21 protein-coding genes are annotated in these 26,277 nt (G+C 69.1%); 11 read left to right on the forward strand and 10 right to left on the reverse strand.

The features are described from left to right. The first annotated feature begins 106 nt into the window (after positions 1-106). Positions 107-1,993, forward strand: coding sequence for a penicillin-binding transpeptidase domain-containing protein (locus BJ988_RS25575; protein ID WP_179660663.1), 1,887 nt, complete (start codon positions 107-109; stop codon positions 1,991-1,993). A gap of 258 nt (positions 1,994-2,251) precedes the next feature. Here BJ988_RS25575 and BJ988_RS25580 read toward each other — a convergent pair whose 3' ends face one another. From BJ988_RS25580 to BJ988_RS25595, 4 genes are all read right to left on the reverse strand, one after another. Beyond that, on the reverse strand, positions 2,252-3,763 hold the full coding sequence (locus BJ988_RS25580; protein WP_179660664.1) for a flotillin family protein: 1,512 nt from the start codon (positions 3,761-3,763) through the stop codon (positions 2,252-2,254). 15 nt (positions 3,764-3,778) lie between these two features. After that, complete coding sequence (locus tag BJ988_RS25585; RefSeq protein ID WP_179660665.1) at positions 3,779-4,309, reverse strand: hypothetical protein; 531 nt, start codon at positions 4,307-4,309, stop codon at positions 3,779-3,781. Positions 4,310-4,453: 144 nt separating this feature from the next. Beyond that, positions 4,454-5,269, reverse strand: a complete 816-nt coding sequence (locus BJ988_RS25590) for a hypothetical protein (protein ID WP_179660666.1) — start codon at positions 5,267-5,269, stop codon at positions 4,454-4,456. Positions 5,270-5,424: 155 nt separating this feature from the next. Beyond that, a complete protein-coding gene (locus BJ988_RS25595) occupies positions 5,425-6,108 on the reverse strand; it encodes a pirin family protein (protein ID WP_179660667.1) in 684 nt (227 codons plus the stop codon). Between the two features lie 15 nt (positions 6,109-6,123). Between BJ988_RS25595 and BJ988_RS25600 the strand changes: the two genes are divergently transcribed. After that, a complete protein-coding gene (locus BJ988_RS25600) occupies positions 6,124-7,374 on the forward strand; it encodes a glycoside hydrolase family 1 protein (RefSeq protein WP_343051790.1) in 1,251 nt (416 codons plus the stop codon). A 12-nt stretch (positions 7,375-7,386) separates the two neighbouring features. Here the strand turns inward: BJ988_RS25600 and BJ988_RS25605 are convergent, their stop codons facing one another. Then, entirely contained in the window at positions 7,387-7,800 is a 414-nt protein-coding gene (locus BJ988_RS25605) for an HIT family protein (RefSeq protein ID WP_179660669.1), read from the reverse strand. Positions 7,801-7,855: 55 nt separating this feature from the next. After that, complete coding sequence (locus tag BJ988_RS25610) at positions 7,856-9,856, reverse strand: NADPH-dependent 2,4-dienoyl-CoA reductase (protein WP_179660670.1); 2,001 nt, start codon at positions 9,854-9,856, stop codon at positions 7,856-7,858. Positions 9,857-9,919: 63 nt separating this feature from the next. Between BJ988_RS25610 and BJ988_RS25615 the strand changes: the two genes are divergently transcribed. Genes BJ988_RS25615 through BJ988_RS25625 form a run of 3 tightly spaced genes read left to right on the forward strand, consistent with a single transcriptional unit; the run spans position 9,920 to position 12,404 of the window. Further along, complete coding sequence (locus BJ988_RS25615; RefSeq protein WP_179660671.1) at positions 9,920-10,774, forward strand: ABC transporter substrate-binding protein; 855 nt, start codon at positions 9,920-9,922, stop codon at positions 10,772-10,774. 17 nt (positions 10,775-10,791) lie between these two features. Then, a complete protein-coding gene (locus BJ988_RS25620; RefSeq protein ID WP_343051791.1) occupies positions 10,792-11,634 on the forward strand; it encodes an amino acid ABC transporter permease in 843 nt (280 codons plus the stop codon). Next, positions 11,631-12,404, forward strand: a complete 774-nt coding sequence (locus tag BJ988_RS25625) for an amino acid ABC transporter ATP-binding protein (protein ID WP_179660673.1) — start codon at positions 11,631-11,633, stop codon at positions 12,402-12,404. The genes BJ988_RS25620 and BJ988_RS25625 overlap by 4 nt, the downstream gene beginning before the upstream one ends. 246 nt (positions 12,405-12,650) lie before the next feature. Here the strand turns inward: BJ988_RS25625 and BJ988_RS25630 are convergent, their stop codons facing one another. Then, positions 12,651-14,096 carry a glyceraldehyde-3-phosphate dehydrogenase gene (locus tag BJ988_RS25630; protein ID WP_179660674.1) on the reverse strand — a complete coding sequence of 482 codons (1,446 nt, stop codon included), beginning with the start codon at positions 14,094-14,096 and terminating at the stop codon, positions 12,651-12,653. A 244-nt stretch (positions 14,097-14,340) separates the two neighbouring features. Between BJ988_RS25630 and BJ988_RS25635 the strand changes: the two genes are divergently transcribed. Next, positions 14,341-14,868, forward strand: a complete 528-nt coding sequence (locus BJ988_RS25635; RefSeq protein ID WP_179660675.1) for a peptidoglycan-binding protein — start codon at positions 14,341-14,343, stop codon at positions 14,866-14,868. 46 nt (positions 14,869-14,914) lie between these two features. On the opposite strand, the gene BJ988_RS25640 is transcribed toward BJ988_RS25635, so the two are convergent. Next, positions 14,915-16,291: a serine/threonine-protein kinase gene (locus BJ988_RS25640; protein WP_179660676.1), complete on the reverse strand. Its 1,377-nt coding sequence runs from the start codon at positions 16,289-16,291 to the stop codon at positions 14,915-14,917. Positions 16,292-16,493: 202 nt separating this feature from the next. Between BJ988_RS25640 and BJ988_RS25645 the strand changes: the two genes are divergently transcribed. After that, positions 16,494-17,672 carry a CaiB/BaiF CoA transferase family protein gene (locus tag BJ988_RS25645; RefSeq protein ID WP_179660677.1) on the forward strand — a complete coding sequence of 393 codons (1,179 nt, stop codon included), beginning with the start codon at positions 16,494-16,496 and terminating at the stop codon, positions 17,670-17,672. Positions 17,673-17,756: 84 nt separating this feature from the next. Here the strand turns inward: BJ988_RS25645 and BJ988_RS25650 are convergent, their stop codons facing one another. Further along, positions 17,757-18,638, reverse strand: a complete 882-nt coding sequence (locus BJ988_RS25650; RefSeq protein ID WP_179660678.1) for a hypothetical protein — start codon at positions 18,636-18,638, stop codon at positions 17,757-17,759. Between the two features lie 272 nt (positions 18,639-18,910). Here BJ988_RS25650 and BJ988_RS25655 point away from each other — a divergent pair, with 272 nt between their 5' ends. Then, positions 18,911-20,425, forward strand: a complete 1,515-nt coding sequence (locus BJ988_RS25655; RefSeq protein WP_246321576.1) for a flavin-containing monooxygenase — start codon at positions 18,911-18,913, stop codon at positions 20,423-20,425. 107 nt (positions 20,426-20,532) lie between these two features. Next, positions 20,533-21,201, forward strand: coding sequence for a TetR/AcrR family transcriptional regulator (locus BJ988_RS25660; RefSeq protein ID WP_179660679.1), 669 nt, complete (start codon positions 20,533-20,535; stop codon positions 21,199-21,201). Positions 21,202-21,220: 19 nt separating this feature from the next. On the opposite strand, the gene BJ988_RS25665 is transcribed toward BJ988_RS25660, so the two are convergent. Further along, positions 21,221-22,138 (reverse strand): LysR family transcriptional regulator, encoded by a 918-nt coding sequence (locus tag BJ988_RS25665; protein WP_179660680.1) that lies wholly within the window; start codon positions 22,136-22,138, stop codon positions 21,221-21,223. A gap of 82 nt (positions 22,139-22,220) precedes the next feature. On the opposite strand from BJ988_RS25665, the gene BJ988_RS25670 reads away from it, so the two are divergent. Next, positions 22,221-25,637 (forward strand): bifunctional proline dehydrogenase/L-glutamate gamma-semialdehyde dehydrogenase, encoded by a 3,417-nt coding sequence (locus BJ988_RS25670; RefSeq protein ID WP_179660681.1) that lies wholly within the window; start codon positions 22,221-22,223, stop codon positions 25,635-25,637. 195 nt (positions 25,638-25,832) lie between these two features. Next, positions 25,833-26,261, forward strand: coding sequence for a DoxX family protein (locus BJ988_RS25675; protein WP_179660682.1), 429 nt, complete (start codon positions 25,833-25,835; stop codon positions 26,259-26,261). Positions 26,262-26,277 lie beyond the last annotated feature (16 nt).

The following is a 26,277-nucleotide window of genomic DNA, read 5'->3' on the forward strand; positions in this document are numbered from 1 at the left end:
TTCGGTTGTGAGGCCGAGCGTGGCGCACCGGCCACTCTCGGCTTCACAACCTCCGCGTAGGAGGCGTGTAACCCAATCTTGGGGGCGAGGCTGATAGAACCGTCCCATGCGAGTATCCCGGGGCATCGCGGCCCTTGCTGTTGCTTTACCGCTGCTTGCTGCCTGCGGCGAGGCCGAGGAGCCGGGTCCGAGCATGTCGACCCTGACCACGGCCCTGGAGAGCGGCACGTTCACGAAGGTCGACTTCGTCGCGAAGACCGACGCCGACGCCGTCGCCGCCGACTACAGCGATCTGACCGGCAACCTGTTCGGGAAGCTCGGAGCGCCAGACGTGTCCGCGACCAAGCCGACCTTCACCGGCGAGGGCACCGACAGCGCGAAGTCGACGCTCACCTGGGCGTGGGGCCTGCCGGGTGGTCGGTGGACCTACGAGTCGGAGGTGGAGCTCCGCAAGACCGGTGAGAAGTGGGAGTTCGTCTGGGAGCCGACAGTCGTCGCCCCGGCGCTTGCCGAAGGACGCAGCCTGCATGTCGAGACCGTCCACCAGCAGCGGGGCGAGATCCGGAGCACGTCGGGAGCGACCCTGGTCGCCGATCGGCCGGTCGTCACGGTGGGCATCGACAAGACTCTGATCGACCCGGTGGCCGCGCCTGCGGCCGCGCGGGACGTCGCCGCGATCGTCGGCATCAATCCGAAGCGTTACGCCAAGCGCGTCAAGGCGGCCGGGGACAAGGCGTTCGTCGAGGCGCTCTCGATCCGCAAGCCGATGATGACGAAGGCGAAGGCTGCCGAGATCGCCAAGATCAAGGGTGCCGCCATGCTCAATCGGACCCTCCCGCTCGGCCCGACCAAGGAGTTCGCCTCGCCGGTCGTCGGCATCGTCGGTGAGGTGACGGCCGAGATGATGAAGAAGAAGCCCGGGACCTACCTTCCGGGCGATCTCGCCGGCCTCTCCGGACTGCAGGCGCGCTACGACGGGCAGCTGCGGGGGAAGCCCGGGCTGCAGGTCGCGGTCCTCGGTGACGAGGGTGAGGTGCTCAAGAAGCTCTACAGCACGGACCCGATCGACGGGAAGCCGCTGGCCGTCACGCTCGACGCGCGGCTGCAGAAGAGCGCCGAGAAGATCCTGAAGCGGGTCGAGCCCGAGAGCGCGCTGGTCGCGATCCGGCCCAGCGACGGCGCCGTGCTGGTCGCCGCCAACGGCGCGGACAACAAGATGAACCTGGCGACCTTCGGCCAGGCCGCTCCGGGATCGACCTTCAAGGCGGCGACCACGCTGGCCATGCTGCGCAAGGGACTCAGTCCCAAGAGCCAGGTCAAGTGCCCCGCCAAGGCCACCATCGACGGCAAGACGTTCAAGAACGACTCGTGGTACCCGCAGTCCGGCTTGGGGGAGATCACGCTCGCGCACGCCGTCGCCGAGTCCTGCAACACCGCGATGGTCGGCGCGGCGGACGAGATCGGCCACGCCGAGATCGCCTCGGCCGCCGCCTCGCTGGGCTTCGGCATCGACCGCGACGCCGGCTTCGCCTCCTACTTCGGCCAGATCCCCGAGCCCGCAGGCGAGACCGAGCACGCCGCCGACCTGATCGGCCAGGGCAAGGTGCTCGCCTCGCCGCTGGTGATGGCCTCGGTCATCGGCTCCATCCAGGCCGGCCACACCGTGGTCCCGAACCTCGTCGAGGGCCAGGTTGCCAAGCCGTCGGGCGTGGAGCCGCTCGCCGCGGCGGAGGCCGACCAGCTGCGTACGATCTTCCGTGGCGTGGTCACCGACGGCACCGGCAGGGGCCTGGCCGACGTGCCGGGCAAACCGGTGATCGCCAAGACCGGCACCGCGGAGTTCGACCGCAACGGCAAGCGTCTGACCCACACCTGGATGATCGCCGCGCAGGGTGACCTGGCGGTGGCCGTCTACGTCGACGAGGGTGAGAACGGCGCGTCCACGTCGGGCCCGCTCGTCGAGGCGTTCCTGCGGATGGCCAACGAGCGCTAGGCGGACCAAATGAGATGTGGCCCGGCCGTGAGGCCGGGCCACATTCAATTCCCTCGGTGTCCCTCTACCGACGGGGGGAACAGTAGAGAGGTCAAGGGGCGAGCCTGGCGGCCTTTCGGCCGCGAGGCCCGGTCGAGGCTTGGAAGTGCTCCCTCCCTACGTCGACGTGGATACATAACCAGACATGTTCCTGGCTGTCACGTCAATGTCCCTTTTCAACAGGATTGGTGACCGGGGTGTTGGCAAGGTGTGGATCGGTCAGCTCGGCAGTTCGGCGGAGGGAGCCGCCGCGGAGCCGTTCTCGCCGTTGGGGGACGCCGCCTTGCGGAGCATCGATCCGAGGTCGATGCCGGTCGTGGTCTTGAGCATGGCGAGGGTCTGGACGACGTTGTCGTTGACCTGCTTCGGGATGGCGCCGGCGCCGTCGGTGGAGAGCACGGTGAGGTTGTCGATGGCGCTGATCGGCGCGGCGACCTCCTTGGCGACCCGCGGCAGGACCTCGATGAGCATCTGCAGCACGGCAGCGTCGTTGTAGGACTCGAACGCCGAGGCCCGCTTCTCCATCGCTTCCGCCTCGGCCTGGCCGATGGCCAGCGTGGCGGCAGCGCTCGCCTCACCCTCGGCCCGGGTCGCCTCGGCGCCCGCAAGACGCAGCGACTTCTGCGCTTCACCGCGCTTGGCGCCCTCGATGGCCTCGGCCTCGGCCAGCGCGGCGCGGCGGGCCTTCTCCGCCTCACCGCTGAGTCTGGCCTGCTCGGCGTCGGCCTCGGCTGCGGCAATGGTGGCCGCCTTGCGGGCCTCTGCCGCGGCGATCTCGGAGCTGCGGCGAGCCTCTGCCTCCTGCTCGACGCGGTAGCGCTCGGCGTCGGCGGGCTTGCGGACCTGCGTCTCGAGCTGGCGCTCGGTCAGCGCCGCCTGATGCACGGCGACCTTCTCCTGCTCGGTGAGGATGGCCTGGTCGCGGTCGGCCTGCGCGAGCGGCCCGGCGGCAGCGGCGGTGGCGGTGGCGGCGTCGGTCTCGGCCTTGATCTCGGCCTGCTTGAGAGCGAGAGCGCGCTGAGCGATCGCGATCTCCTCCTCGGCCTTGATGCGGGCCTGCTCGGCGGCACGCCGGGCCTCCGCCTCGGCGATCGAGGCCGCCTGGGTGATGCGGGCGGCCTCGGGTCGACCGAGGTTGGCGAGGTAGGAGCCGTCGTCGGTGACATCCTGGATCTGGAAGGTGTCCAGGATCAGGCCCTGGCCGGTGAGCGAGGACTCGGACTCGTCGGCGACCCGCTGGGCGAACGCGGCCCGGTCACGGATGATCTGCTCGACGGTCAGGCCGCCCACGATCGAGCGCAGCGCACCGGCGAGCACCTCCTGCGTGAAGGGCTCGATCTCCTCCTGCTGGGAGAGGAACCGCTGGGCGGACAGGCGGATCTGGTCTGCGTTGCCGCCCACCTTCACGATCGCGACACCCTCGAGGTTGAGCTTGATGCCCTGCCCGGAGACCGCGCCGCGGATCTGGACCGAGATCCGGCGCGAGGAGAGGTCCATCGTCGCCAGCTTCTGGACGAACGGGACCACGAAGACGCCGCCGCCGAGCACGACCTTCTGGCCCGAGAGGTCGGTGGTGAGCTGGCCGGTCTCCGGGTTCAGGACCGCCTTGCCCTTGCGGCCGGTGACGATGAAGGCCTGGTTGGGTCCGGCGACCTTGTAGCGGCTGGTGACCAGCAGGAGAAGCAGGATGAGAAGTACGACGAGGCCGGCAATCGACACCAGCAGTTCCATGGGGACCCCTTCAGGTCAGGAGGTGATCTCGCGCCAGGTCGGCGCGACGGTGACTGCCGTCGGGGAGAGGACGCCGGTCACGTGCACCGCGGTGCCGGGGGTGATCTCCTCCTGGTCGTCGGGGGCCTTGGCGTTGTAGGTCACCGTGTGGCCCCCGAGGGCGACCCGAACCACGCCGAACCCACCCGCCGGGATCGTGGTGATGACAGCAGCGTCCAGACCGACGGCGGCGTCCCCCGAAGGTGCCGCGTCGGTGTTCTCTTCCTTCAGCAGGCGGGTCAGCCACAGCGCGAACCAGGCGAAGAGCGCTCCGACGACAGAGCCGGCCAGGATGGCGGGCAGCAGGGTCAGCGCCAGCGGGCCGTGGGCGATGGCTCCGCCGAACCCGAACGCCGACACGAATCCGGCCAGGGCCGCGGTCGAGAACCAGTCGCTCTCCAGCCAGTCCAGCAGGCCGCCGAGGAAGCCGTCGAGCAGATCGCCGATCACCAGCGACACGAGCAGGAGGCCCAGCCCGACGGCTCCGATGATCAGGAACGTCGTCACACAGTCCTCCACACTCAACAGCAGTCTAGGCGGACCTTATCCACCTATCTGGGGCCTGTCTGCGCTTTTGTGCACGTGGCCGAAAAGGTGTGCCCGGCTCGCCCTCCGCAGAGGATGGGCCGGGCACACCAAAGGTGGCTCAGGTCACTGGACCGGCAGGACCGTGACGTAGGACGAGGCGTTGACCTTGCCGCTGTCGGCGCTGCCCTGGTCGTCGGCGTAGCCGAAGGCGTACACCTTGACGGCTGCAGCCTGGGTCAGTGTGACCACACGGGTGGACGAGCAGTGCGACTCCCGGTTGGCCAGCGTGCTGATCGCGCCGGTGAAGCAGGTGCCGAGGTCCTGACCCCAGCCACTGTTCGACCCGTCCTGGACGCGCACCGCAAGTTGCATCCGGGTGTCGCCGGAGGTGGCCGCGTTGTTGATGAAGAAGCCCTCGGCGGTGAGCACGTACTTGCCGGCAGCGAGGTTGACGGTGGCGAGCTCGGTGGCGCGCACGTCCGGGGCCTTGCCGAACGAACCGCCCACCGCAGTGACGGGCATGGCCGCGCTGGTCGAGTAGATCGGCTGGACGACACCGTCTGCGCCGTCTGCGCCGTCTGCGCCGTCTGCGCCGTCTGCGCCGTCTGCGCCGGGCGCACCGGGCGCACCCTTGTCGCCCTTGGCACCCCGCAGGCCCTTCTCGGTGGCGTCGTTGATGTCGGCGCCGGTGATCGTGCCGTTGCGGATCTCCGAGGTGCCGACGCCGTTCGCGGCGATGTCACCGGACGTGATGGACTGGTCGCGGATCTCGGAGCTGGCGACGCCTGCGGCGCCGATGTCGCGCGACTGGATGGTCTGGTCGGCGATCTGGGCCGAGGTGATCTGGGCGGCAGCGTACGCGCCGCCACCGCCGAAGATCGCCGCCGTGGTCGCTGCGATGACGATGGTCGGGACCTGTCCCATGAGCTTCTTGAACATGACTCTCCTTTGAACCCGGTTCGATGTCGAGGGGCCGGGCACTTCCAGAAGCCGGCCTGCGGAACAACCTGTCCCCGAAGTTAAGAAGCACGTTATGAACCCAGCCCTCATCCCACAAACTGGGTATGGGAGGCGTCAACGCACGCAGACGCGCGCTACTCGAAGCACCAGAGCAGAAGCTCGGTCGGTACGCCGGCGCTGATCGTGAACTCCGGCGGCAGGTCGTCGCCGGCGGTCACCTCGAAGGCGTCGCCGGCGGTGAGCGGCTCGGCCATGCCGCTGCGCAGGAGGGCACCGGAGGCGATGTGGAGGTGGCGTAGCCGGGCCTCGGGAAGAGTGATCTCGGACGGGCCGTTGGTGCCGATGCGAGCGACGTACAGCGTCCCTGCGGGCAGTGACACGGCCTCGGCCCACTCACCCTCGCGCGGGGCGACGTCGTGGACGACGTACGCCGGCGCGCCGGTGCTGCCGGCGATCCAGACCTGGATGAACCGGGTGCTGGAGGCCGTGGCGAACTCCGAGTGGTCGACGCCGTCACCGGTGGTGAAGACACCGACCTGGCCGGGGGAGACGGTGCCCGTGGCCCCGGTCGAGTCGGTGTGGGTCACCTCGCCTGACAACGGCCAGGTGACGATCGAGACACCGGCATGGTGATGGGTGTCGAACCCCTCACCGTTGCGCAGCAGGTGCTCGTCGTACGTCACGATCGGGCCGAAGCCGATGCGGTCGGGGTCGTAGTGGGGGCCGAACGAGTAGGTGTGCCAGGTTATTTTTCCTGGTCTGAGGCCGGGTGGACGCTCTGTGAATCGGGCGGTTCCTCGGCGGATCTGGGAAGTCACAGTCATGATTGTGCCGTGGCGTTTCCCAAGTTCCCGACTGGCTTCCTGTTCGGCACTGCAGACGCCACCCGGCCGGGGGGCGAGCAGGATGTTGCGCTGCTTCAACGTCTCGGTGCGCCGGGATACCGCTTCGCGGTCTCCTGGCGTGAGTTCCAGCCGGGTGGTCGCGGTGCCGTCGATCCGGATGCCCGCGCTCGCTACGACCGACTGGTCGACGAGCTGCTCGAGGCCGGTCTGCGCCCGTCGGCCACTCTCTACGCCGGGGAGCTCCCCGAGCCGCTGGTCGCCGACGGTGGCTGGCTCAACCGCGCCACGGTCGACGCCTTCGGTGAGTACGCCCGGACGGTCGCGGACCTGATCGGCGACCGGGTCCCGGAGTGGGTGCCGGTCCAGGATCCCAACGTGGCCGGCTATCTCGGCTACGGGCTCGGCACCATCGCACCCGGTCGCCGCGCGGGCTGGGGAGTCGTCGCGGCGCTGCACCATCTGCTCCTCGCCCATGGCCGTGGCGTCCAGGTGCTGCGCGCAGCCGGGGTCGAGTCGGTCGGGTGCGCCAACCACCACGAGCCGATCTGGCCGCTCTCCGAGGACCCTGCCGACGTCGGTGCCGCCAAGCTCGTCGACCTGGCCTGGAACGCCGTGCCTCTCGAGGCGATGCTGATGGGCCGCTACCCGCGCGACCTCGCCGGCCTCGCCGACGAGGTGGTGATGCCGGGGGACATGGCCGTGATCCGCTCCCCGCTGGACTTCTACGGGGTCAACTTCTTCGCCCCGCAGCGCATCGGCGCATCGGCCGAGGGCGACGAGATCCCGTTCCGGATGGTGCCGCTCGTCGGCCACCCGGCCACCGACACCGGTTGGGGTGTGGTGCCGACCGCCCTGCGCGAGTGGCTGATCATCACCCGCTCGCGTTATCGCGCGGCGATGCCGCCGATCGTGGTGACCGAGTGCGGTGCTGCGTACGATGCTCCGCTGGTCGACGGCGAGGTCGACGACCAGGCCCGGATCGACTACCTCGAGGCACACCTGGAAGCGGTCTCGGCCGCGATCGAGCGCGGTGTAGACGTGCGTGGCTTCTACGCCTACACCCTGCTCGACCGAGACGGCTGGGAGGCGCCGTTCACCGGCAAGGACTGGGAGGACGGCGTGGGTGGCAAGTACGGCCTGGTGCACGTCGATGCCGCCGGGGTGCGCACGCCGAAGCGGTCCTTCGGATGGTACGCCGACCTGGTCGCCGCTCACGCCGAGGGCGCCCCTACGGGCTAGAGCACGTCTGGCCTAGAACGCGAGCTTCTGGCCGATCGCCTTGATCGCGTCCAGGTCGCCCGGATGCGGCACCCAGGGCAGCGTGAGCGAGTCCTTGGACTTGTCGATGTAGCGCGGGATGACGTGGAAGTGCAGGTGGAACACCGTCTGCCATGCGGTCGACCCGCAGTTGTTGAGTACGTTGACCCCGTCCGCCTGCAGCACGTCGACGGCCCGCTTCGCGACCGCCTGGGCGGCCTTCGCGGTCGCGGCGTAGACCGCGGGGTCGGACTCCAGGACGTCCTTCGTGTGCGTCTTCGGCACCACCACCGTGTGACCCTCGGCAGCCGGGGCGATGTCCATGAAGGCGTACGTCTCGTCGTCCTCGTAGACCTTCGTCGAGGGGATGTTGCCCGCGACGATGTTGCAGAACAGGCAGTCACTCATGGGTGAAGGGTAACGGCTGAAAAGTCCAGAGAGGTCTCGACAAGCTCGACCAGCGTTAGAGCCCGGCGGCGACCTCGGTGCCCTGCTGGATGGCGCGCTTGGCGTCGAGCTCGGCAGCGACGTCGGCGCCGCCGATCAGGTGCCAGTGCTCCCGCTCGGTCCAGAGGTTGCGTACCGACTCCTGACCGGCGCAGAGGACCACGTGGTCGACCTCGAGCGTGTGCGGCTCTCCGTCGACGGCGTAGTGGAGGATGACGGAGTCGTCGCCGGCCTCGATCTTGTCGTAGGTCGCACCCCGGACCTGCTTGATGCCGTCCTGCTTCAGGTGAGCGCGGTGGGCCCAGCCCGAGGTCTTGCCGAGGCCGATCCCGATCGGGGTGGCCTTGCGCTGCAGCAGCGTCACCTGGCGGGCGGGAGCCTCCAGGACCGGCCGGGTCAGACCGCCGCGGAAGGTCGCCGGGTCGCCGACGCCCCAGCGGGCCTTCCACTCGTCGAGGCTCTCGGGCCGGTGGGTCAGCCAGACGGAGACGTCGACGCCGATGCCGCCGGCGCCGATGACCGCGACGCGGTCACCCGGGACGACCCGGCCGGCGAGCACGTCGGCGTACGTCACGACCCGGGCGTCCTCGGAGCCGGCGATCTGCGGGACCCGCGGCGTGACGCCGGTGGAGACGATGACGTGGTCGAAGGGCTCCAGGTCAGCGGTGGTGGCCTCGGTGTCGAGACGTACCTCGACCCCGAGCACCTCCAGGCGCCGGGTGAAGTAGCGCAGGGTGTCCTTGAAGTCCTCCTTGCCCGGCACCTCCATGGCGAGCCGGAACTGGCCTCCGAGCTGCGAGGCCTTCTCGAACAGGGTCACCGAGAAACCACGTTCGGCGGCCGAGGTGGCGGCGGCGAGGCCGGCCGGTCCGGCACCGACGACGGCCACGGTCTGCTTGAGCTTGGTCGGGCGGAGCACCAGCGTCGTCTCGCGCGCGGCGCGCGGGTTGACCAGGCAGGAGGCGGCCTTGTTGGAGAAGGCGTGGTCCAGGCAGGCCTGGTTGCAGGCGATGCAGGTGTTGATCTCGTCGGTGCGGCCCTCGGCGGTCTTCTTGGCGAACTCCGGGTCGGCCAGCAGCGGGCGGGCCATCGAGACCAGGTCGGCCTTGCCCTCGGCGATCGCCGACTCGGCGAGCTCGGGGGTGTTGATCCGGTTGGAGGCGCAGACCGGCACGCTGACCTCGGCCTTGAGGCGCGCGGTCATGTCGAGCCAAGCGCCGCGCGGGACCTGGGTGATGATGGTGGGCACGCGAGCCTCGTGCCAGCCGATGCCCGTGTTGAAGACGGACACCCCGGCGTCCTGGAGCGCGTAGGCGAGCTCGACCGTCTCCTCCCAGGTCTGCCCGTCCTCGACCAGGTCGAGGATGGAGAGCCGGAAGATGATCGGGAAGTCGTCGCCGACCAGCTCGCGCGACCGGCGCACGATCTCCACCGGGAACCGCATCCGGTTGGTCGTGGTGCCGCCCCAGCGGTCCTCGCGCTGGTTGGTCCGCTCCGCGAGGAACTGGTTGATCAGGTAGCCCTCGGACCCCATGATCTCGACCGCGTCATAGCCCGCCCGCTTCGCCAGTGCCACGCTCTTGGCGAAGTCGGTCACGGTCGCGTCCACGGCCTTGTCCGAGAGCGCCGCGGGCTTGAACGGGTTGATCGGCGCCTGGACGGCCGAGGCGCTCACCGAGAACGGCGTGTAGGCGTAGCGGCCCGCGTGCAGCACCTGCATCGCGATCGCGCCACCCTCCTCGTGCACCGCCGCGGTGACCCGACGGTGCTGGGCGGCGTGCAGCCGGGAGCTCATCTCGCTCGCGAAGGGCTTCAGCCAGCCACGCTTGTTGGGGGCGTAGCCGCCGGTGATGATCAGCCCGGTGCCGCCGCGTGCGCGCTCGGCGAAGTAGGCTGCCAGCTTGGGAATGTCCCACGCGTGGTCCTCGAGCCCGGTGTGCATCGACCCCATCACCACCCTGTTGCGCAGGGTGAGCGACCCGATCGTCAGCGGGGAGAGCAGGGATTCGTACGCCATGGACGTATGCTACTCATGAGTAATAAGAAGCGGCCAGCGGCCGTCCCATTTACGCTTCGGCACATGCGTACTCGCCTCCCCGCCCTTCTCGTCGTTCCGTTCGCCCTCGCTGTCACGTTGTCCGGCTGCGGGAGCGAGAGCAACACCAGCGCCGAGGGCGGCGCCCCCGCCTCCTGCAAGGCCGCCGATCTGCCGCTGAAGCAGGGCGGCAAGCTGACGATCGGCACCGACTCTCCTGCGTACGAACCCTGGTTCTCCGAGAACGACCCCAGCAACGGCAAGGGATTCGAGTCGGCGGTCGCCTACGCGGTCGCCGACCAGCTCGGGTTCGCGAAGGACGACGTCGTCTGGATCAAGCAGGCGTTCAACACCTCCTACACGCCGGGCGCGAAGAAGTTCGACTTCGATATCAACCAGATCTCCATCACGCCCGAGCGGGCGAACGTCGTCGACCTCTCGCAGGGCTACTACACGGCCTCGCAGGCGGTCGTGACGATGGAAGACGACGCGGCCAAGGCGGCGTCGCTGGCTGACCTCAAGGGCCTCAAGCTCGGTGCGCAGACGGCGACCACCTCGCTCACCGCGATCCGCGAGGACGTGCAGCCGAGCACGGATCCGCTGGTCTTCGACACCAGCGACCAGGCCAAGCAGGCGCTGCTCAACGGCCAGGTCGACGCGCTCGTCTTCGATCTGCCGACCGCGTTCTACATCACCGGGGCCGAGATCGAGGGCAGCACGATCACCGGGCAGTTCGAGAGCAGCGAGAAGCCGGAGGAGTTCGGCCTGCTGACCGAGAAGGACAGCGGCCTGGCTCCGTGCCTCGACGAGGCGCTGACCGCGCTCGAGAAGGACGGGACCCTCGCGGCCCTCGAGAAGGAGTGGCTCTCTGACGTCGTCTCCGTCCCTGTCTTGAAGTGATGGGGTCGAGTCGTTCGGTGGGTGCGTGGGCTCCGAGCGAGCGGGAGCTCGAGAGACAGGCCGTACGCCGCCGGCTGAAGCTGCAGCAGATCGCCGTCGCGACGGTGGTGACCGTGGTGGTGACGGTCGGGGTGGGCCTGCTGGTCGTCTCCTCGCCTGGGTGGGACCGGGTTCGGGACTACTTCCTGAGCTGGTCGCACGCGCGCGACTCGTTCGCGGCGATCGCCGAGGGGTTCTGGATCAACATCCGGATCTTCCTGATCGCCGAGCCGTGCGTACTCATCCTCGGAGCCCTCGTCGCCATCACGCGTCAGACGACCTCTCCGTGGCTGGCACCGCTGCGGTTCCTGGCCACCGGCTACACCGACCTGTTCCGTGGAGTGCCGTCGATCCTGGTCGTGGTCATCTGCGGCATCGGTATCCCGGCGCTGGGTCTGTCCGGGGTGACCAACTCGTTGTTCTGGCTGACCACGTTCGCGTTGGTGCTCTGCTACGGGGCCTACGTCGCCGAGGTCTTCCGTGCCGGCATCCTGTCCATCCATCCCACCCAGGTCGCCTCGGCCGAGGCGCTGGCGCTGACCCACACCCAGACGATGCGCTTCGTCGTTCTCCCGCCGGCCGTACGCCGCGTCGTACCGCCGCTCATGAACGACCTCGTCTCGCTGCAGAAGGACACCGCCCTGATCTCGGCGGTCGGTGTCTTCGAGGCGCTGCGGACGGCCCAGGACTACCAGGGCTACAACTTCAACGGCACGCCGCTGCTGGTCGCGGCCGCGTACTTCCTCATCGTCGCGGTGCCGCTCACCCGGCTCACCGACTGGCTGATGCGGCGACAGATCGAGAAGGAGCAGGGCCGATGACCGAGCTGACGACCGAGTCGACGACCGGGCTGGTGGCGTCGCCGCTGCTGGAGGCCAAGGGACTACGGAAGGCCTACCGGGGCCGGGTCGTGCTCGACGATCTGGACCTGTCCGTCGCGGAGCACGACGTGGTCTGCCTGATCGGTGCGTCGGGCTCGGGCAAGTCGACCCTGCTGCGCTGCCTGAACCTGCTCGAGACGATCGACGACGGGATCATCACCTTCGACGGCCGGGAGATCTCCGACCCGCTCGTGGACCCGCGCTCGGTCCGTCGCGAGGTCGGGATGGTCTTCCAGGCCTACAACCTCTTCCCGCATCTGTCGGTGCTCGACAACTGCACGCTGGCGCAGGTGCGGGTGCACGGTGTGCCGCCGGACGAGGCGGCCGATCGCGCGCGGTCGCTGCTGACCCGTTTCGGTCTCGGCGACAAGGCGGACGCTCATCCCGACGCGCTCTCCGGCGGTCAGCAGCAACGGGTCGCGCTGGTGCGGGCGATGTGCACGCGGCCGCGGTTGCTGCTCCTCGACGAGATCACCGCCGCGCTGGACCCGGAGCTGGTCGGCGAGGTGCTGGAGATCGTCCGGGCCGAGGCCGAGGCCGGGACGACCCTCGTGCTCGCCACCCACGAGATGTCCTTCGCCCGTGAGATCGCCACCAAGGTCTGCTTCCTCGACGGCGGGCGGGTGCTGGAGCAGGGTCCGCCGGAGCGGCTCTTCGGGGACCCCGTCGAGGAGCGCACCCGCGCTTTCCTCGCGCGTGTCCGCTCCTGAGGGTCTAGTAGAAGAAGCGGTTCTGCCCTCTGCCGATGGGTGTCCGTACGCGCTTTCCACAGGCTTTTCCACAGGGTCTTGATTTCGGTCGCACGGTGGGAGCGTCCCTGCCTACGACGCCATCCTCGGGGCCTGGAACCGAGCTGCCCCGCCCCGTCCGGAGATCGGACGAGACGGGACCAGTCGGTGGTCGAGCCTGTCGAGCCTGTCGAGATCGTCGAGCCTGTCGAGACCACCTAAGCGGAATCAGGCGCCAAGCACCGGGAACGTCGGGTACTCGACACCCGAGATCGACTGCACGGTGCGGACGACCTGGCAGGAGTAGCCGAACTCGTTGTCGTACCAGACGTAGAGGATCGCGGAGTCGCCGTCGACGATGGTCGCGTTGCCGTCGACGATCGAGGCGGCGCGGGAGCCGATGAAGTCGGAGGAGACCGCGTCGCGGGCGGTGGTGAAGTCCACCTGGCGACGGAGGTCACCGGTGAGCGACGCCTCGCGAAGGTAGTCGACGACCTCTTCCTTGGAGGTCTCGCTCTTGAGCGAGAGCGACAGGATCGCGATCGAGACGTCCGGGGTGGGGACGCGGATCGAGTTGCCGGTGATCTTCGCCTTCAGGTCCGGGAGCGCCTTGGCGACAGCGGAGGCGGCGCCGGTCTCGGTCAGGACCAGGTTGAGCGGTGCGGAGCGACCACGGCGGTCGGCCTTGTGGTAGTTGTCGAGCAGGTTCTGGTCGTTGGTGAACGAGTGCACCGTCTCGACGTGACCGCGCACGATGCCGAAGCGGTCCTCCATCAGCTTCAGCGGCGGGACGATGGCGTTGGTCGTGCAGGATGCGCACGAGATCACGGACTCGTCGTCACTGAGGGTCTGGTGGTTGACGCCGTGGACGATGTTGGGGACGTCGCCCTTGCCCGGCGCGGTCAGCAGCACCTTCTTGACGCCCGGACGCAGGTGCTGGGAGAGGCCCTCGCGGTCACGCCACCTGCCGGTGTTGTCGATGAGGATGGCGTCCTTGATGCCGTACGCCGTGTAGTCGACCGTCGTGGGGTCGTTGGAGTAGATGAACTGGATCGGGTTGCCGTTGGCGATGATCACGCCGTTCTTCTCGTCCACGGTGATCGTCCCGGCGAACTGACCGTGGATCGAGTCGCGGCGCAGCAGCGAGGCGCGCTTGATGAGGTCGTCCTCGCCGCCCTTGCGGACCACGACGGCCTTCAGGCGCAGGCCGTGACGCGAACCGGCCTTCTCGACGAGCAGGCGGGCCACGAGGCGGCCGATGCGGCCGAAGCCGTAGAGCACGACGTCCTGGCCGCCGTTGCGCTCGAGCTTGTTCCCACCCGTGGCGCCCGCCAGCTTCTCGGCGACGAACTCGTCGGGGGAGAGGCCGCGCTCGTCCTCGGCGTACTGAACGGCGAGCAGGCCGAGATCGATCTTCGACGGCCCCAGGTCGAGCTTGGCGACGGCCTGGAGGAGCGGGAACGTCTCGATGACGGAGAGCTCCTCGCCCTCGATCTGGCGCGCGAAGCGGTGCGCCTTGAGGATCGAGATGTCGGACTTGCTCACCAGCGACCGGCTGTGGACCAGGATGGTGACATCCTTCTCGCGGTAGAGCTTGCCGATGATCGGGATCATCGTCTCCGCGAGCTCCTCGCGGTGCTGCCAGTCGTTGAAGGTCTCGTCGGTGTTGCTCACAGCTCAACTTTCGGTTGCTCGGGAAGGCTCGGCCTGTTTCGGGCGCGCGGCACACTCAGCCAGGCTCGATTATCGGGATTCCCAGAGCCCCGGCCACCTTGATCGATCCAACCTCTGGCTCGGTGTGATCCAGGTCTCCTGAGCGGCCGAGATCAGCGGAGTGCGGGAAAGGTACGGGTTTGCGGAGAGCTGCCTGCCCTCTACGGTCTCGGCGAATACGAACCTAGACCTTAAGGAATCGATGATGCGCATCAGCAGACCCAGGCTCCGTGCTTACGTGGCCACAGTCGGGCTTCTCCTTGCGGCGCTGCCGATCGGCCTGGCCGCCACCCCTTCGCAAGCCGCCTCCACAGGCAGCTGCAACACGGTGTCGACGAGAACTCTTGGCCTTTCGGCGTACCCCCACGACCACGGAAGGATCCCGCTCAACGGCGGCAGCTGGGACTGCTGGATGGGCAACGGGCATGGCACGACCGACGGCCAGAAGAGCGCAGTCAAGGCCCTCCAGAGAAACATTCTGACGTGCTATTCGAGCTCGACAGCTGCCGAACGTATCCGGGACAGCGGAGGTGACGACGGGCTGTACCGCTCGGGCATGGTGAGCGCGATGAAGGCCTTTCAGCGGTACCAGCTCGGCTTCACGGGCAGCGATGTGGACGGTGTCTACGGCGTCAAGACCCGGAAGGCGATGCGGTGGGCTCACCACTCTGCGAGGGGCGTGATCCTCGTCTACCCGAACGGGTACCTCTGCACGAATCCCAACCGGTTCTGAGCACCAGGTAGTCCCAGGGCACGACGTACGCCCGGCGCTCTCCGCCTCAGGACGTCGCGGGCGTCGTCGGGTCCGAGGCAGGGTCCTCGGTCGGCTCAGGCGTCGCGGTCTCGGTCGGCTCGGCGGTCGGTGTCGGGCTGACCGGCTCGCTGGTCGGCTCGGTGGGGGCGGGAGCGCTCGGCTCCGGCGCCTCGGACGGAGCCGCGTCGTCGCTGGGCACGCTGTTGCTGGGGGCGATCTCGCCATCGCTCCCGGCACCCTCGTCCTCAGGCGTCTCGTCGACCTCGGGCCTCGTCCCGGTGTCCACGGAGCCGCCGACAGGCGTTGTCGGCGCGCTGCTCTGGCCGGCGGTCGGCTCCGCCGAAGGGGTCACCTCACCGACCTTCGGCGCGTCCTCCCGGCCGGGCAGCAGATCGGTGTTGGCAGCGACGGCCACGCCTGCCGAGACCAGGACCGCTGCCGCAGCGGCCAGGACGGCGACCTTCCAGCGTCGCTTCGACGGCTGGGCAGGCTCAGCGAACGTGGGCGCCCGAGTGGGAAGATCGGCGGTGTCGCCCGGGGACCACGGTGCGCGAACGACCCCGGCAGCCGCGGGGAATCCCCGGGACGGCGTGCCGACGAAGGTCTCCACCGTCGAGGTGACCGGGGCGGGCAGTAGAGTCCAGTCGCCGTTGGTGGCGAGGATGTCAGCCGCGGAGGGGCGGGAGGTCGGCGCCTCGGCCAGGCAGGCCGCGACCAAGGGGCGCAGGTAGTTCGGGCAGAGGTTCAGGTTGGGGGACTCACCTGTGAGGAGGTGTCCCATCGAGCCGATCTCGCCGCTGAACGGCCAGCGCCCGGTGGCAGCGACGAACGCGACCAGACCCAGCGCCCAGATGTCGACTGCGCTGGAGAAGGTGCCGGTCTGGACCTGCTCGGGCGCCTGGTAGCCGTAGGTGCCGACCGCCTTGCCGGTCTGGGTCAGCGCGGTGCCGTCGACCGAGCGGGCGATGCCCATGTCGATCACGCACGGGTCGGTGGCGCCGTAGAGGATGTTTCCCGGCTTGATGTCACGGTGGACCAGGCCGGTGGCGTGCACCGCGGCGAGAGCCTCGGCAACCCCGGCGACCAGCTGGCGTACGTCGATCTCAGGCAGTCGCTGGCCGGACCCGACCAGCTTGCTGAGCGGCGGGTCGGCGACGTACTCGCTCGCCATCCAGGGCTGCTCGGCACCGGGGTCGGCATCGAGAACCCGCGCGGTGAACCGGCTCTCCACCTTCTTGGCGGCCTCGATCTCCCGCTCGAACCGCGCGCGGAACCCCGGGTCGGAGGTCAGCTCGGGAAGGATCGCCTTCACCGCCGCCTGCATGCCCGCCGCGTCCTCGCCCAGATAGACGACGCCCATGCCACCGTGTCCGAGACGGCCGGTGAGCGCGTACGGGCCCATCTCGCGAGGGTCGTTCGCGGTCAGCGGGCTGACCGAGCTGGTCGGTCGGGACTGGGGGGATGGGGGGAATTCCCGAGACACTTCTCTGCTCCTGTGCACCGGCGAGTGTGTCTCGGAGCGTATCGGACTCGGGTCCGGGATCCGTGATGCCAGGCGGAGGGTTCTCGACTCTGTGCGACTCGATCCTGCGAGTATGGCCGGCATGACTGAGTCGACGGAGAAATCCACAGTGACATTGGGCCAGGGCACCGGTCCCCTCCGCGGGGTCAAGGTCGTCGAGCTGGCCGGGATCGGGCCGGGGCCGCACGCCTGCACGCTCCTCGCGGACATGGGCGCGGACGTGATCCGGGTCGATCGCCCGGGCGGCAACCTGCTCGGAGGCGGTGCCGGCGACCTGCTCACCCGGGGCCGTCCGAGCATCGCGCTGGACCTCAAGAACCCGGACGCCGTCGAGACCGTCCTGCACCTGGTGGAGACGGCCGACGTGCTCATCGAAGGGCTGCGCCCCGGGGTCACCGACCGGCTGGGGCTGGGGCCCGAGACCTGTCTGGAGCGCAACCCGCGGCTGGTCTACGGCCGGATGACCGGCTGGGGTCAGGACGGGCCCCTGGCCCAGTCGGCCGGTCACGACCTCACCTACATCGCCACCACCGGTGTGCTCAACGGGCTCGGTCAGGACCGGGCTCGTCCGCACTTCCCGCTCAACCTGCTCGGTGACTTCGGCGGCGGATCCACCTACCTGGTCATGGGCATCCTCGCCGCGCTCGTCGAGGCCAAGACCACCGGCCAGGGCCAGGTCGTGGATGCCGCGATCGTGGATGGCACCGCTCACCTCGCCACGATGATCTCCGGCATGCTCGCCTCCGGTTCCTGGCACGAGCAGCGGCAGAGCAACCTGCTCGACGGGGCGATGCCGTTCTACGCCCTCTACGACACCTCCGACGGCCGCCAGGTCGCGGTCGGTGCGCTCGAGGGCAAGTTCTTCGCCGAGATGGTGACCCGGCTCGGACTCGACGGAGTCTGTCCGGGGCAGTACGAGATGGAGCGCTACGACGAGATGCGCGACCTCTTCACCAAGACCTTCGCGTCGAAGACGATGGCCGAGTGGGCCGAGATGTTCGAGGGAACCGATGCCTGCGTCGCCCCCGTCCTCACCCCCTCCGAAGCCGCTTCGCACCCGCATCTGCAGGCCCGACAGACGTACGTCACCCACCACGGTGTCACCCAGCCGGCTCCCGCCCCGCGGTTCAGCCGCACCACCTCCACCCTGGCTGCTGGGCCGGCCGCCAGCGCCGGCCAGCACACCCGCGAGGCCCTCGCCGCCTGGGGCGTCACCGACGTCGACGCACTGATCGAGAAGGGCGCCGCGTTCCAGGACTGAGGATCAGGAACGACGAAATGAGAAACGGCGCGGCGTACGACCCGAAGGTCGTACGCCGCGCCGTTCTATGTGACGCGGGTGAGCTCAGTCGTTGCGGACCAGAGCGGCGGCGCGGCGACGCAGGACCACGACCAGCGCGAGGCCGGCAGCGGCAGCGCCGGCGAGCATGGCCAGCAGCGGCCACATCGCGGGCATTGCGGAGTCGCTCTCGCCGGCGAGGCCGGCGTCGATGTTGGTCGGGACCTCGGAGTCCCCGTCGCCGGCGACCGGGGCGGCCGACGACTCGTCGGAGGCGGGCTCGGTCTCGCTGCTGCCCGGGGCGGACTCGGACGGCTCCTCAGAGGGCTCCTCGCCGGGGGTCGGCTCCTCGGAAGGAGTCGGCTCCTCCGACGGGGTGGGCTCCTCGGACGGGGTGGGCTCCTCCGAGGGCTCCTCCCCGACTGCGCAGTTCTGGAACCAGAAGACCTTGGACTTGGTGGTGTTGCCCTTGCTGCGCGGGGTGTCGACGGTGATCTTCACGTGGTAACCCTGGTTCGCGTTCGGCTCGCCGGTCGAGCGCAGGGTGTAGGTCTCGCTGCCGTCCTTGTCGTTGCCGGCACCGGAGGCCTCGTCGTTCTCGAGCTGGACCTTGTCGTCACCGACCACGGGGGTCATGTCGCCGTCGAAGACGGAAAGGACGTGGTTCTCCGTGTTGGTGGGAGCGTGCAGCTCGAAGGTGACCTTCGAGATGATGTCGTCGCCCGCGTCGTAGCCGAACCACTCGACGTTGAACGTGCACTCCTGGTGAGGGTTGTTCTCCGGGGTGTTGTCGTCCTCGAGCTCGATGTTCTCGATCTTGACTGTGCCGTTGTTGCCCTTCGGGTCACCGGACTTGCCGTGGTCACCGGTGGCGAAGGCCGGGGCTGCTGCGAGCCCGGCAAGGGCGACACCTGCGACGACTGCGCCGGTGCGTACGAAACTGAACACTTGTAAACCTTTCGAAGACCGATGACCGCTCGTTGCGGTCCGTGCGCAGCCTCAGCCATCGAAAGCGATGGGTGAATGACCCAGGAATCGCTGTGGACGCTTGCCGCCCCCGCAGCTGCCGACCGGAGCGTAGTGGTCCGAGACACCGGCCTACAAGGCGGCGCGCCTTCAGTGTTGTCGAGATGTGGATCGACAGTGGAACGACACATTTGCTTGCAAAAGTTTGCGAGACAGGGTGTCGCAAACACGTACTCCCGGGTAACCTGGCCCACATGCATGTCGACGTACTGATCATCGGTGCCGGCGTCTCCGGCATCGGAGCGGCTGCGCAGCTCCGTGAGCGCCTCCCCGGCAGGACGCTCGCCATCCTGGAGCAGCGCGAGGCCAGTGGCGGCACCTGGGACCTCTTCCGCTACCCGGGCATCCGATCCGACTCCGACATGTTCACCTTCGCCTTCAAGTGGCGGCCGTGGGAGAGCGCGCAGGCCCTCGCCGACGGTCACCAGATCCGTGACTACCTGCGCCAGACGGCGAAGGACTACGGCGTCGACAAGCTGATCCACTACGGCCACAAGGTCACCGGTGCCGCCTGGAGCACCGAGGACAAGCAGTGGACGGTCTCGGTCGAGACCGCCGACGGCCCGGCCGAGATCACCGCCGGCTTCCTGTGGAACTGCTCGGGCTACTACGACTACGCCAACGGCTACCAGCCGGAGTTCGCCGGTCTCGACGACTACGAGGGCACCTTCGTGCACCCGCAGCACTGGCCCGAGGAGCTCGACTACGCGGGCAAGAAGGTCGTCATCATCGGCTCCGGCGCGACCGCCGTGACCCTCCTGCCCAACCTGGCGGGGGAGGGCAGCGACCGGGCCGAGAAGGTGACGATGCTGCAGCGCACGCCGACGTACATCCTCTCCCGCCCGGGTCAGGACGCGATCGCCTCGCTGCTGAAGACGGCGCCGTTCAAGCTGCTCGGCAAGCTCCCCTTCAAGCGCGTGCGCGAGAAGATCGGCCACGAGACCGTTCGCTGGGAGAACATCGCCCTCACCGTCGGCACCTACCAGCTGGCCCGCCGGGCCCCCGGGGTCGTCAAGAAGGTCATCCGCGACCAGTGGATCAACGGGCTCACCGCCCGCGGCGGCCGGCCCGGCATGAGCAAGACCGAGGCGATCGCGTACGTCGACAAGCACTTCAACCCGCCCTACGACCCCTGGGACCAGCGCATCTGCTTCGTCCCCGACGGCGACATGATGAAGGCGATCCGGGAGGGGTACGCCGCGGTGGTCACCGACCGGATCAAGACGTTCGTGCCGAAGGGCATCGAGGTCGAGTCGGGTGAGACGCTCGAGGCCGACATCGTCATCTCCGCGACCGGGCTCAACCTGCGACTCTTCGGCGGGCTCGACTACACCGTCGACGGCGAGCCGATCAACCTCCCCGACCAGATGGCCTACAAGGGCCTGATGATCACCGGGATCCCCAACTTCGCCTACACGATCGGCTACACCAACGCCTCGTGGACCTTGAAGGCCGATCTGGTCACCGACTACGTGATCCGACTGCTCGACTTCATGGGTGAGAACGGCTACGACGTCGCCTCCGTCTCCCGGGACCCGAGCGTCGAGGAGCGGCCGTTCATGGACCTCGCCTCCGGCTACATCCAGCGCTCGCTGGACCTGATGCCGAAGGCGGGAGACCGGGCGCCGTGGGCCGCGAAGCAGAACTACCTCGTCGACATGAAGGCGCTCGGCTCGCCGGTCGCGGACGGCGTGATCCGGTTCGCCTGATGCTCGCCTGACACACCTGCCTGACCTCTGCTCGCGCCGGGCCCGTGGTTGCCGTGACAGGCGTTCCGGGCCCGGCGTGAACTACGTGGGACTACGATGGCCCCACCATGGATGGCAGGGCAGTTCGCTGGAAGCGTCACAACGATGACCGACGAAAGCGCATCGTCGATGCCGCGATCGGTCTGATCGAGACCGACGGTGTCAACGTGAGTCTGCAGGCGATCGGTCAGGCAGCCGGGCTCTCCCGCTCCGTGGTCTACCGTCACTTCGCCGACCGGCGCGAGCTCGACCTCGCCATCCAGGCCGACATCCTCGACGGACTGTGGGCCAAGCTCTTCCCGGCGATGGAGCTGACCGGATCGATCCGCCAGATCATCTCGCGCACCGTCGGGGCGTACGTCAACTGGGCGCTCGAGCACCCGCTCCTGCACCAGGTGGCCGATGTCGACACCGCGCCGAACGGCACCGGCCCGCTGCAGCAGGGCCTCGACCGGATCGCGGAGCGGATCAAGGAGCTGATCCTGGCTGCGTTCGAGCTGGCCGGCGTGGAGGTCTCCGAGGTCGACAAGAAGGCCGTCGACCCGCTCATCTACGGCCTGATCGGGATGGTCTTCGGAGCCGTACGCCGCTGGGTGCACCTCGGTGAAGGCATCCCCGACGCCGAGCACCTGACCGCCGTCGTCACCGAGGCGGTGCTGGCCATGATCGACACCCGCACGGTGGCGTACGGACTCTCGATCGACCACGACCAGCCCCTCGAGGAGATCTTCGCCTGACCCCCGTCGGCGACGGAGGTCAGTCGGGCAGCGTCAGGTCCGGTGGCACCACGCGAGCCAGCGCGGAACGGCAGGCGATGATCCCCGGCGAGTCGGCGATGGCGGTGCGAGTGGCGGTGAAGACCGTACGCCGCGGCGACCCCGGCAGCTCGATGAGCCGCACCGCCGTCCGGTGGCGCACCCGCATCAGGTCGGAGAGCAGGGCGACGGCGTTGCCGGACTCCACCAGCGCGACGTGGGCCTCGACGTCGTCGGTCTCGTAGCGGACCTCCGGCTCGAAGCCGGCCCGGCGACACTGCTCCTCGATCCAGTGCCGGGAGGCGGTGCCCGGCGGCTCCATCGCCCACGGGACCCGGCTGGCGTCGGTGAGAGAGGCGATGCCGTCCCAGATCTCTCCGGAGCCGGCCGGCGGGACGGCGAGCCTGAGCCGGTCGGTGGTGAGGGGCTGCCGGTCGAGACCGTCGAAGTGGGGTGCGCCGTGGTCGGGATAGTGCTCGGCGACCACCAGATCGAGCTCGCGCAGGGCGAGGTCGTGGAGGGCCTGCTCGGGCGCGCGCTGGGACAGCATGACCCGCAGCCGCGGATGACGTCTGGTCAGGTCGGCGAGGGCCTGAGGCATGTAGGCGAGGGCCACGGACTGGAAGACGGCGACCCGCACCGTCCCGGCGGTGTCGTCACCGAGCGAGGTGACCGCGGCCTCGGCCGCCTCGAGCCGGGCCAGGATCTCGGTCGTGTGCTCGACGAGCACCTCGGCCGCGGCGGTGAGCTGGACCCGCCGCCCGGCCTTGCGGAGCAGCGGCACCCCGACCTCGCGCTCGAGCTGGCCGAGCTGCTGGGAGACCGAGGACGGGCTCTGATGGAGAGCCTCGGCGACCTCGGCGAGGGTCCCGCGCGCGGCGAGCTCGGCGAGCAGTCGGAGACGGCGGACGTCGAGCATGGAAAACCTTTAGTTCTGCTTACGAATAATCCCCAGGAAACATCGCTTTATCTTACGTGAGTCTGGTCGCATACTCGCTACTATGACCACCAATGACGCGCTCATCGCCGAGGTCGACGACCTCGTCCGCGGCTGGCTGACGAAGGCTTCGACCAAGCCGACCGCCGCTGCCGCGCAGCGCCTCGCCGACGTCCTCAAGGACCCCGCGGGGCTCGACTTCACTGTCGGCTTCGTCGACCGGGTGATCCGCCCCGAGGACGTACGCGTGGCGGCGGCCAGCCTTCGTGAGCTGGCCGGCAACGTACCTTCGTTCCTGCCCTGGCACCTGAAGCTGGGCGTGAAGCTCGGCGCGCTGATGTCGCTGGTCGCGCCCTGGTTCGTCATCCCGGTGGCGCGCCGTGCGCTGCGGCAGATGGTGGGTCACCTGCTGATCGACGCCTCCGACGCACGGCTCGGCAAGCAGATCGAGCGAATCCGCGAGCGCGGCGTCTCGCTGAACATCAACCTCCTCGGTGAGGCCGTCCTGGGGCAGAAGGAGGCCGACCGGCGTCTGGCCGGGATCCGCAAGCTGCTGGCACGCGACGACGTCGACTACGTCTCGGTGAAGGTCTCCTCGCCGGTCGCGCCGCACGCGGTCTGGGCCTACGACGAGGCGGTCGAGCACGTCATCGAGCGGCTGCTCCCGCTCTACACCTACGCGGCGAAGTCCTCGGCCGCCGGGACGAAGAAGTTCATCAACCTGGACATGGAGGAGTACCGCGACCTCGACATGACCATCGACGTCTTCACGCGGCTCCTCGACCGTCCCGAGCTGGCCGACCTGGAGGCGGGGATCGTCCTGCAGGCGTACCTGCCCGACGCGATGGCCGCGATGATCAGGCTGCAGGAGTGGTCGGCTGCTCGCCGTGCGCGTGGGGGCGCGGCGATCAAGGTGCGACTGGTCAAGGGCGCCAACCTGCCGATGGAGCACGTCGAGGCGTCGCTGCACGGCTGGCCGGTCGCCACCTGGACGACCAAGCAGGACTCCGACACCAACTACAAGCGGGTGCTGTCCTGGGCGCTGACGCCCGAGCGGATGGCCAACGTGCGCGTGGGCGTCGCCGGGCACAACCTGTTCGACGTGGCGTACGCGTGGATCCTGGCTGGTCAGCGCGGTGTTCGTGACTCGGTCGAGTTCGAGATGCTGCTGGGGATGGCCGAGGGCCAGGCCGAGGCGGTCCAGGAGACGGTGGGCGGACTGCTGCTCTACGTGCCGGTCGTGCACCCGAAGGACTTCGACGTCGCGATCGCGTATCTCGTGCGTCGCCTCGAGGAGGGCGCGAGCACCGAGAACTTCATGTCGGCCGTCTTCGACCTCAACTCCTCCGAGGCCCTCTACGCGCGTGAGAAGGAGCGGTTCGTACGCTCCCTGGACGCTGTCGACGAGTCCGTGCCGGCCCCCAACCGGATCCAGGACCGGCGCGAGCCCGTGGATGCCGCGCCGATGGCCGGGCCGTTCGAGAACGCCCCGGACACCGACCCGCACCTGCCGGGCAACCGCGAGTGGGGCAAGGCGATCATCGCCCGGGTGGGCTCCTCGACGCTCGGTGACCAGCTCGTCGCCGACCACACGGTGACCTCGGTGGAGGCTGTCGAGTCGGTGCTCGAGGGCGCCGTCGGCGCCCAGGCCGACTGGGCCCGCAAGACCGGTGCCGAGCGCGCCGCCGTGCTGCGGGCCGCTGCCGTCGAGGTCGAGCGGCGTCGCGCCGAGTGGCTCGAGGTCGGTGCGTCGGAGTGTGGCAAGACGCTCGACCAGGGCGACCCCGAGGTCTCCGAGGCGATCGACTTCCTCAACTACTACGCGAGCCTGGCCGAGGAGCTCGACACGGTGGACGGCGCCCGTCAGGTGCCGGTCCGGCTCACGCTGGTCACCCCGCCGTGGAACTTCCCGCTCGCCATCCCGACCGGTGGTGTCGCGGCGGCGCTCGCGGCCGGTTCGGCCGTGGTGATCAAGCCGGCCCCGCAGGCGCAGCGCTGCGGCTCGGTGCTGGTCGAGACGCTCTGGGCAGCCGGGGTGCCGAAGGAGGTCCTGCGGCTGGTCCACGTGCCGGAGAACGAGGTCGGTCGCGCGCTGATCGCCTCGCCGCTGGTCGACCGACTGGTGCTGACCGGCGCGTTCGACACCGCCGAGCTCTTCCGCTCGTTCCGCCCGGATCTGCCGCTGCTCGCCGAGACCTCCGGCAAGAACTCTCTGGTGGTCACCCCGGACGCCGACCTCGACCTCGCGGTCAAGGACCTCGTCTACTCCGCCTTCGGTCACGCCGGCCAGAAGTGCTCGGCGGCGTCGCTGGGCATCCTGGTCGGCTCGGTCGCGACCTCGCGTCGCTTCCGCGATCAGCTCGTCGACGCGGTGACCTCGCTTCGCGTGGGTTATCCGACCGACCCGACGGTGCAGGTGGGCCCGGTCATCGAGCCCGCCTCCGGCAAGTTGCTCAAGGCGCTGACGACGCTCGCGCCGGGCGAGTCGTGGCTCGTGAAGCCGCGCCAGCTCGATGACACCGGCCGCCTCTGGTCGCCGGGTGTGAAGACCGGCGTGAAGCGTGGCTCGGAGTTCCACCTGACCGAGTACTTCGGTCCCGTCCTCGGTCTGATCTCGGCCGACTCGCTCGACGAGGCGCTCGAGATCCAGAACCAGGTCGACTACGGCCTGACCGCCGGTATCCACAGCCTCGACCGGGCGGAGATCACGCACTGGCTCTCGTCGGTGGAGGCGGGCAACGTCTACGTCAACCGCGGCATCACCGGCGCGATCGTGCGTCGCCAGCCGTTCGGTGGCTGGAAGAAGTCGGCCGTCGGCGCCGGTACGAAGGCCGGTGGCCCGAACTACCTGGTCGGACTCAGCGACTGGGTGCCGGCTCCGGCCACCGAGCTCGCGACGCCGTCCGCCGCCGTCCGGTCGCTCGTCGACTGGGCCGGGAGGCTGCAGATCGACGAGATCGAGATGCTCAAGCGTGGCGCCGGGTCGGACGCGGTCGCCTGGGAGCGCGAGTTCGGTGGCGCCCGGGACGTGTCGCGACTGACCGCGGAGGTCAACGTGCTGCGCTACTCGTCGGTGCCGGTCACCATCCGGTACGAGGGTGGGCCGATCGCCCACCTGCTGCGGGTCCTCGCCGCCGGTGTCGCGGCCGAGGCGCCGGTGACGGTTTCCGTCGCCGCTGCCCTGGACGATGACACCGCCTCGCTGGTGCGGGCGACCGGTGCGACCTACGTCGTCAAGGACGCGGCCGCGTGGAGCGCCACGCTGACCGGGACCGATGCGCCCGGCCGCGTACGTCTCCTGGGTGGGTCGCGCGAGGCCTTCGCCGAAGCGAGCCAGGGCCGGGTCGACATCGCCCTCTACGCCCAGCCCGTCGTCGAGGCCGGCCGCGTCGAGCTGCTCACCTTCCTGCACGAGCAGGCCGTCTCGGTCACCGCGCACCGCTTCGGCTCGCCGACGCCGCTGGTGGAGAGCCTCTTCTAGCCGCTGGTCGAGCCCGCGAGCGCCAGCGAGCGGTGTCGAGACCAACACAGTCCCCTTCGCGCTCGATAGGGCTGTGTTGGTCTCGACACGCCTCCGCCTAGCGGCTCCGGCGGCTCGACCAGCGGGGGGCTCCGGCGGCTCGACCAGCGGTGTCGAGCCTGCCGTGCCCACGGCACGTTCTCCTACAGTGGTGCCATGACCGCCATCGCGCGAACGACCGCACGGATCCTGCTGGGCGTCGTGATGATGGGCGCCGGGGTGGCACACCTGACCGCCCAGCGACAGGAGTTCCGGGCGCAGGTGCCCGACTGGTTCCCGATCGACGAGGACCTGACGGTGCTCGGCTCTGGCGTCGTCGAGATCGGGCTCGGGCTGGCCTTCATCCTGCTGCCGAGCAGGCGACGGCTCATCGGAGCCCTGCTCGCCGCCTTCTTCGTGGTGATCTTCCCCGGCAACATCGCGCAATATGTCGAAGGCGTCGACGCGTTCGGTCTCGACACCGACGGCAAGCGGCTGATCCGGCTGTTCTTCCAGCCCGTGCTCATCGTCTGGGCTCTGTTCGGCGGCGACTGGCTGAGGACCCGCGCCGAGTCGGCTCGTCATGACGAGCCGGCTCGGCGCTGATCTGCGTCAGGACGAG

It is taken from the genome of Nocardioides panzhihuensis (assembly GCF_013408335.1).
Taxonomy (GTDB): Bacteria; Actinomycetota; Actinomycetes; order Propionibacteriales; family Nocardioidaceae; genus Nocardioides; species Nocardioides panzhihuensis.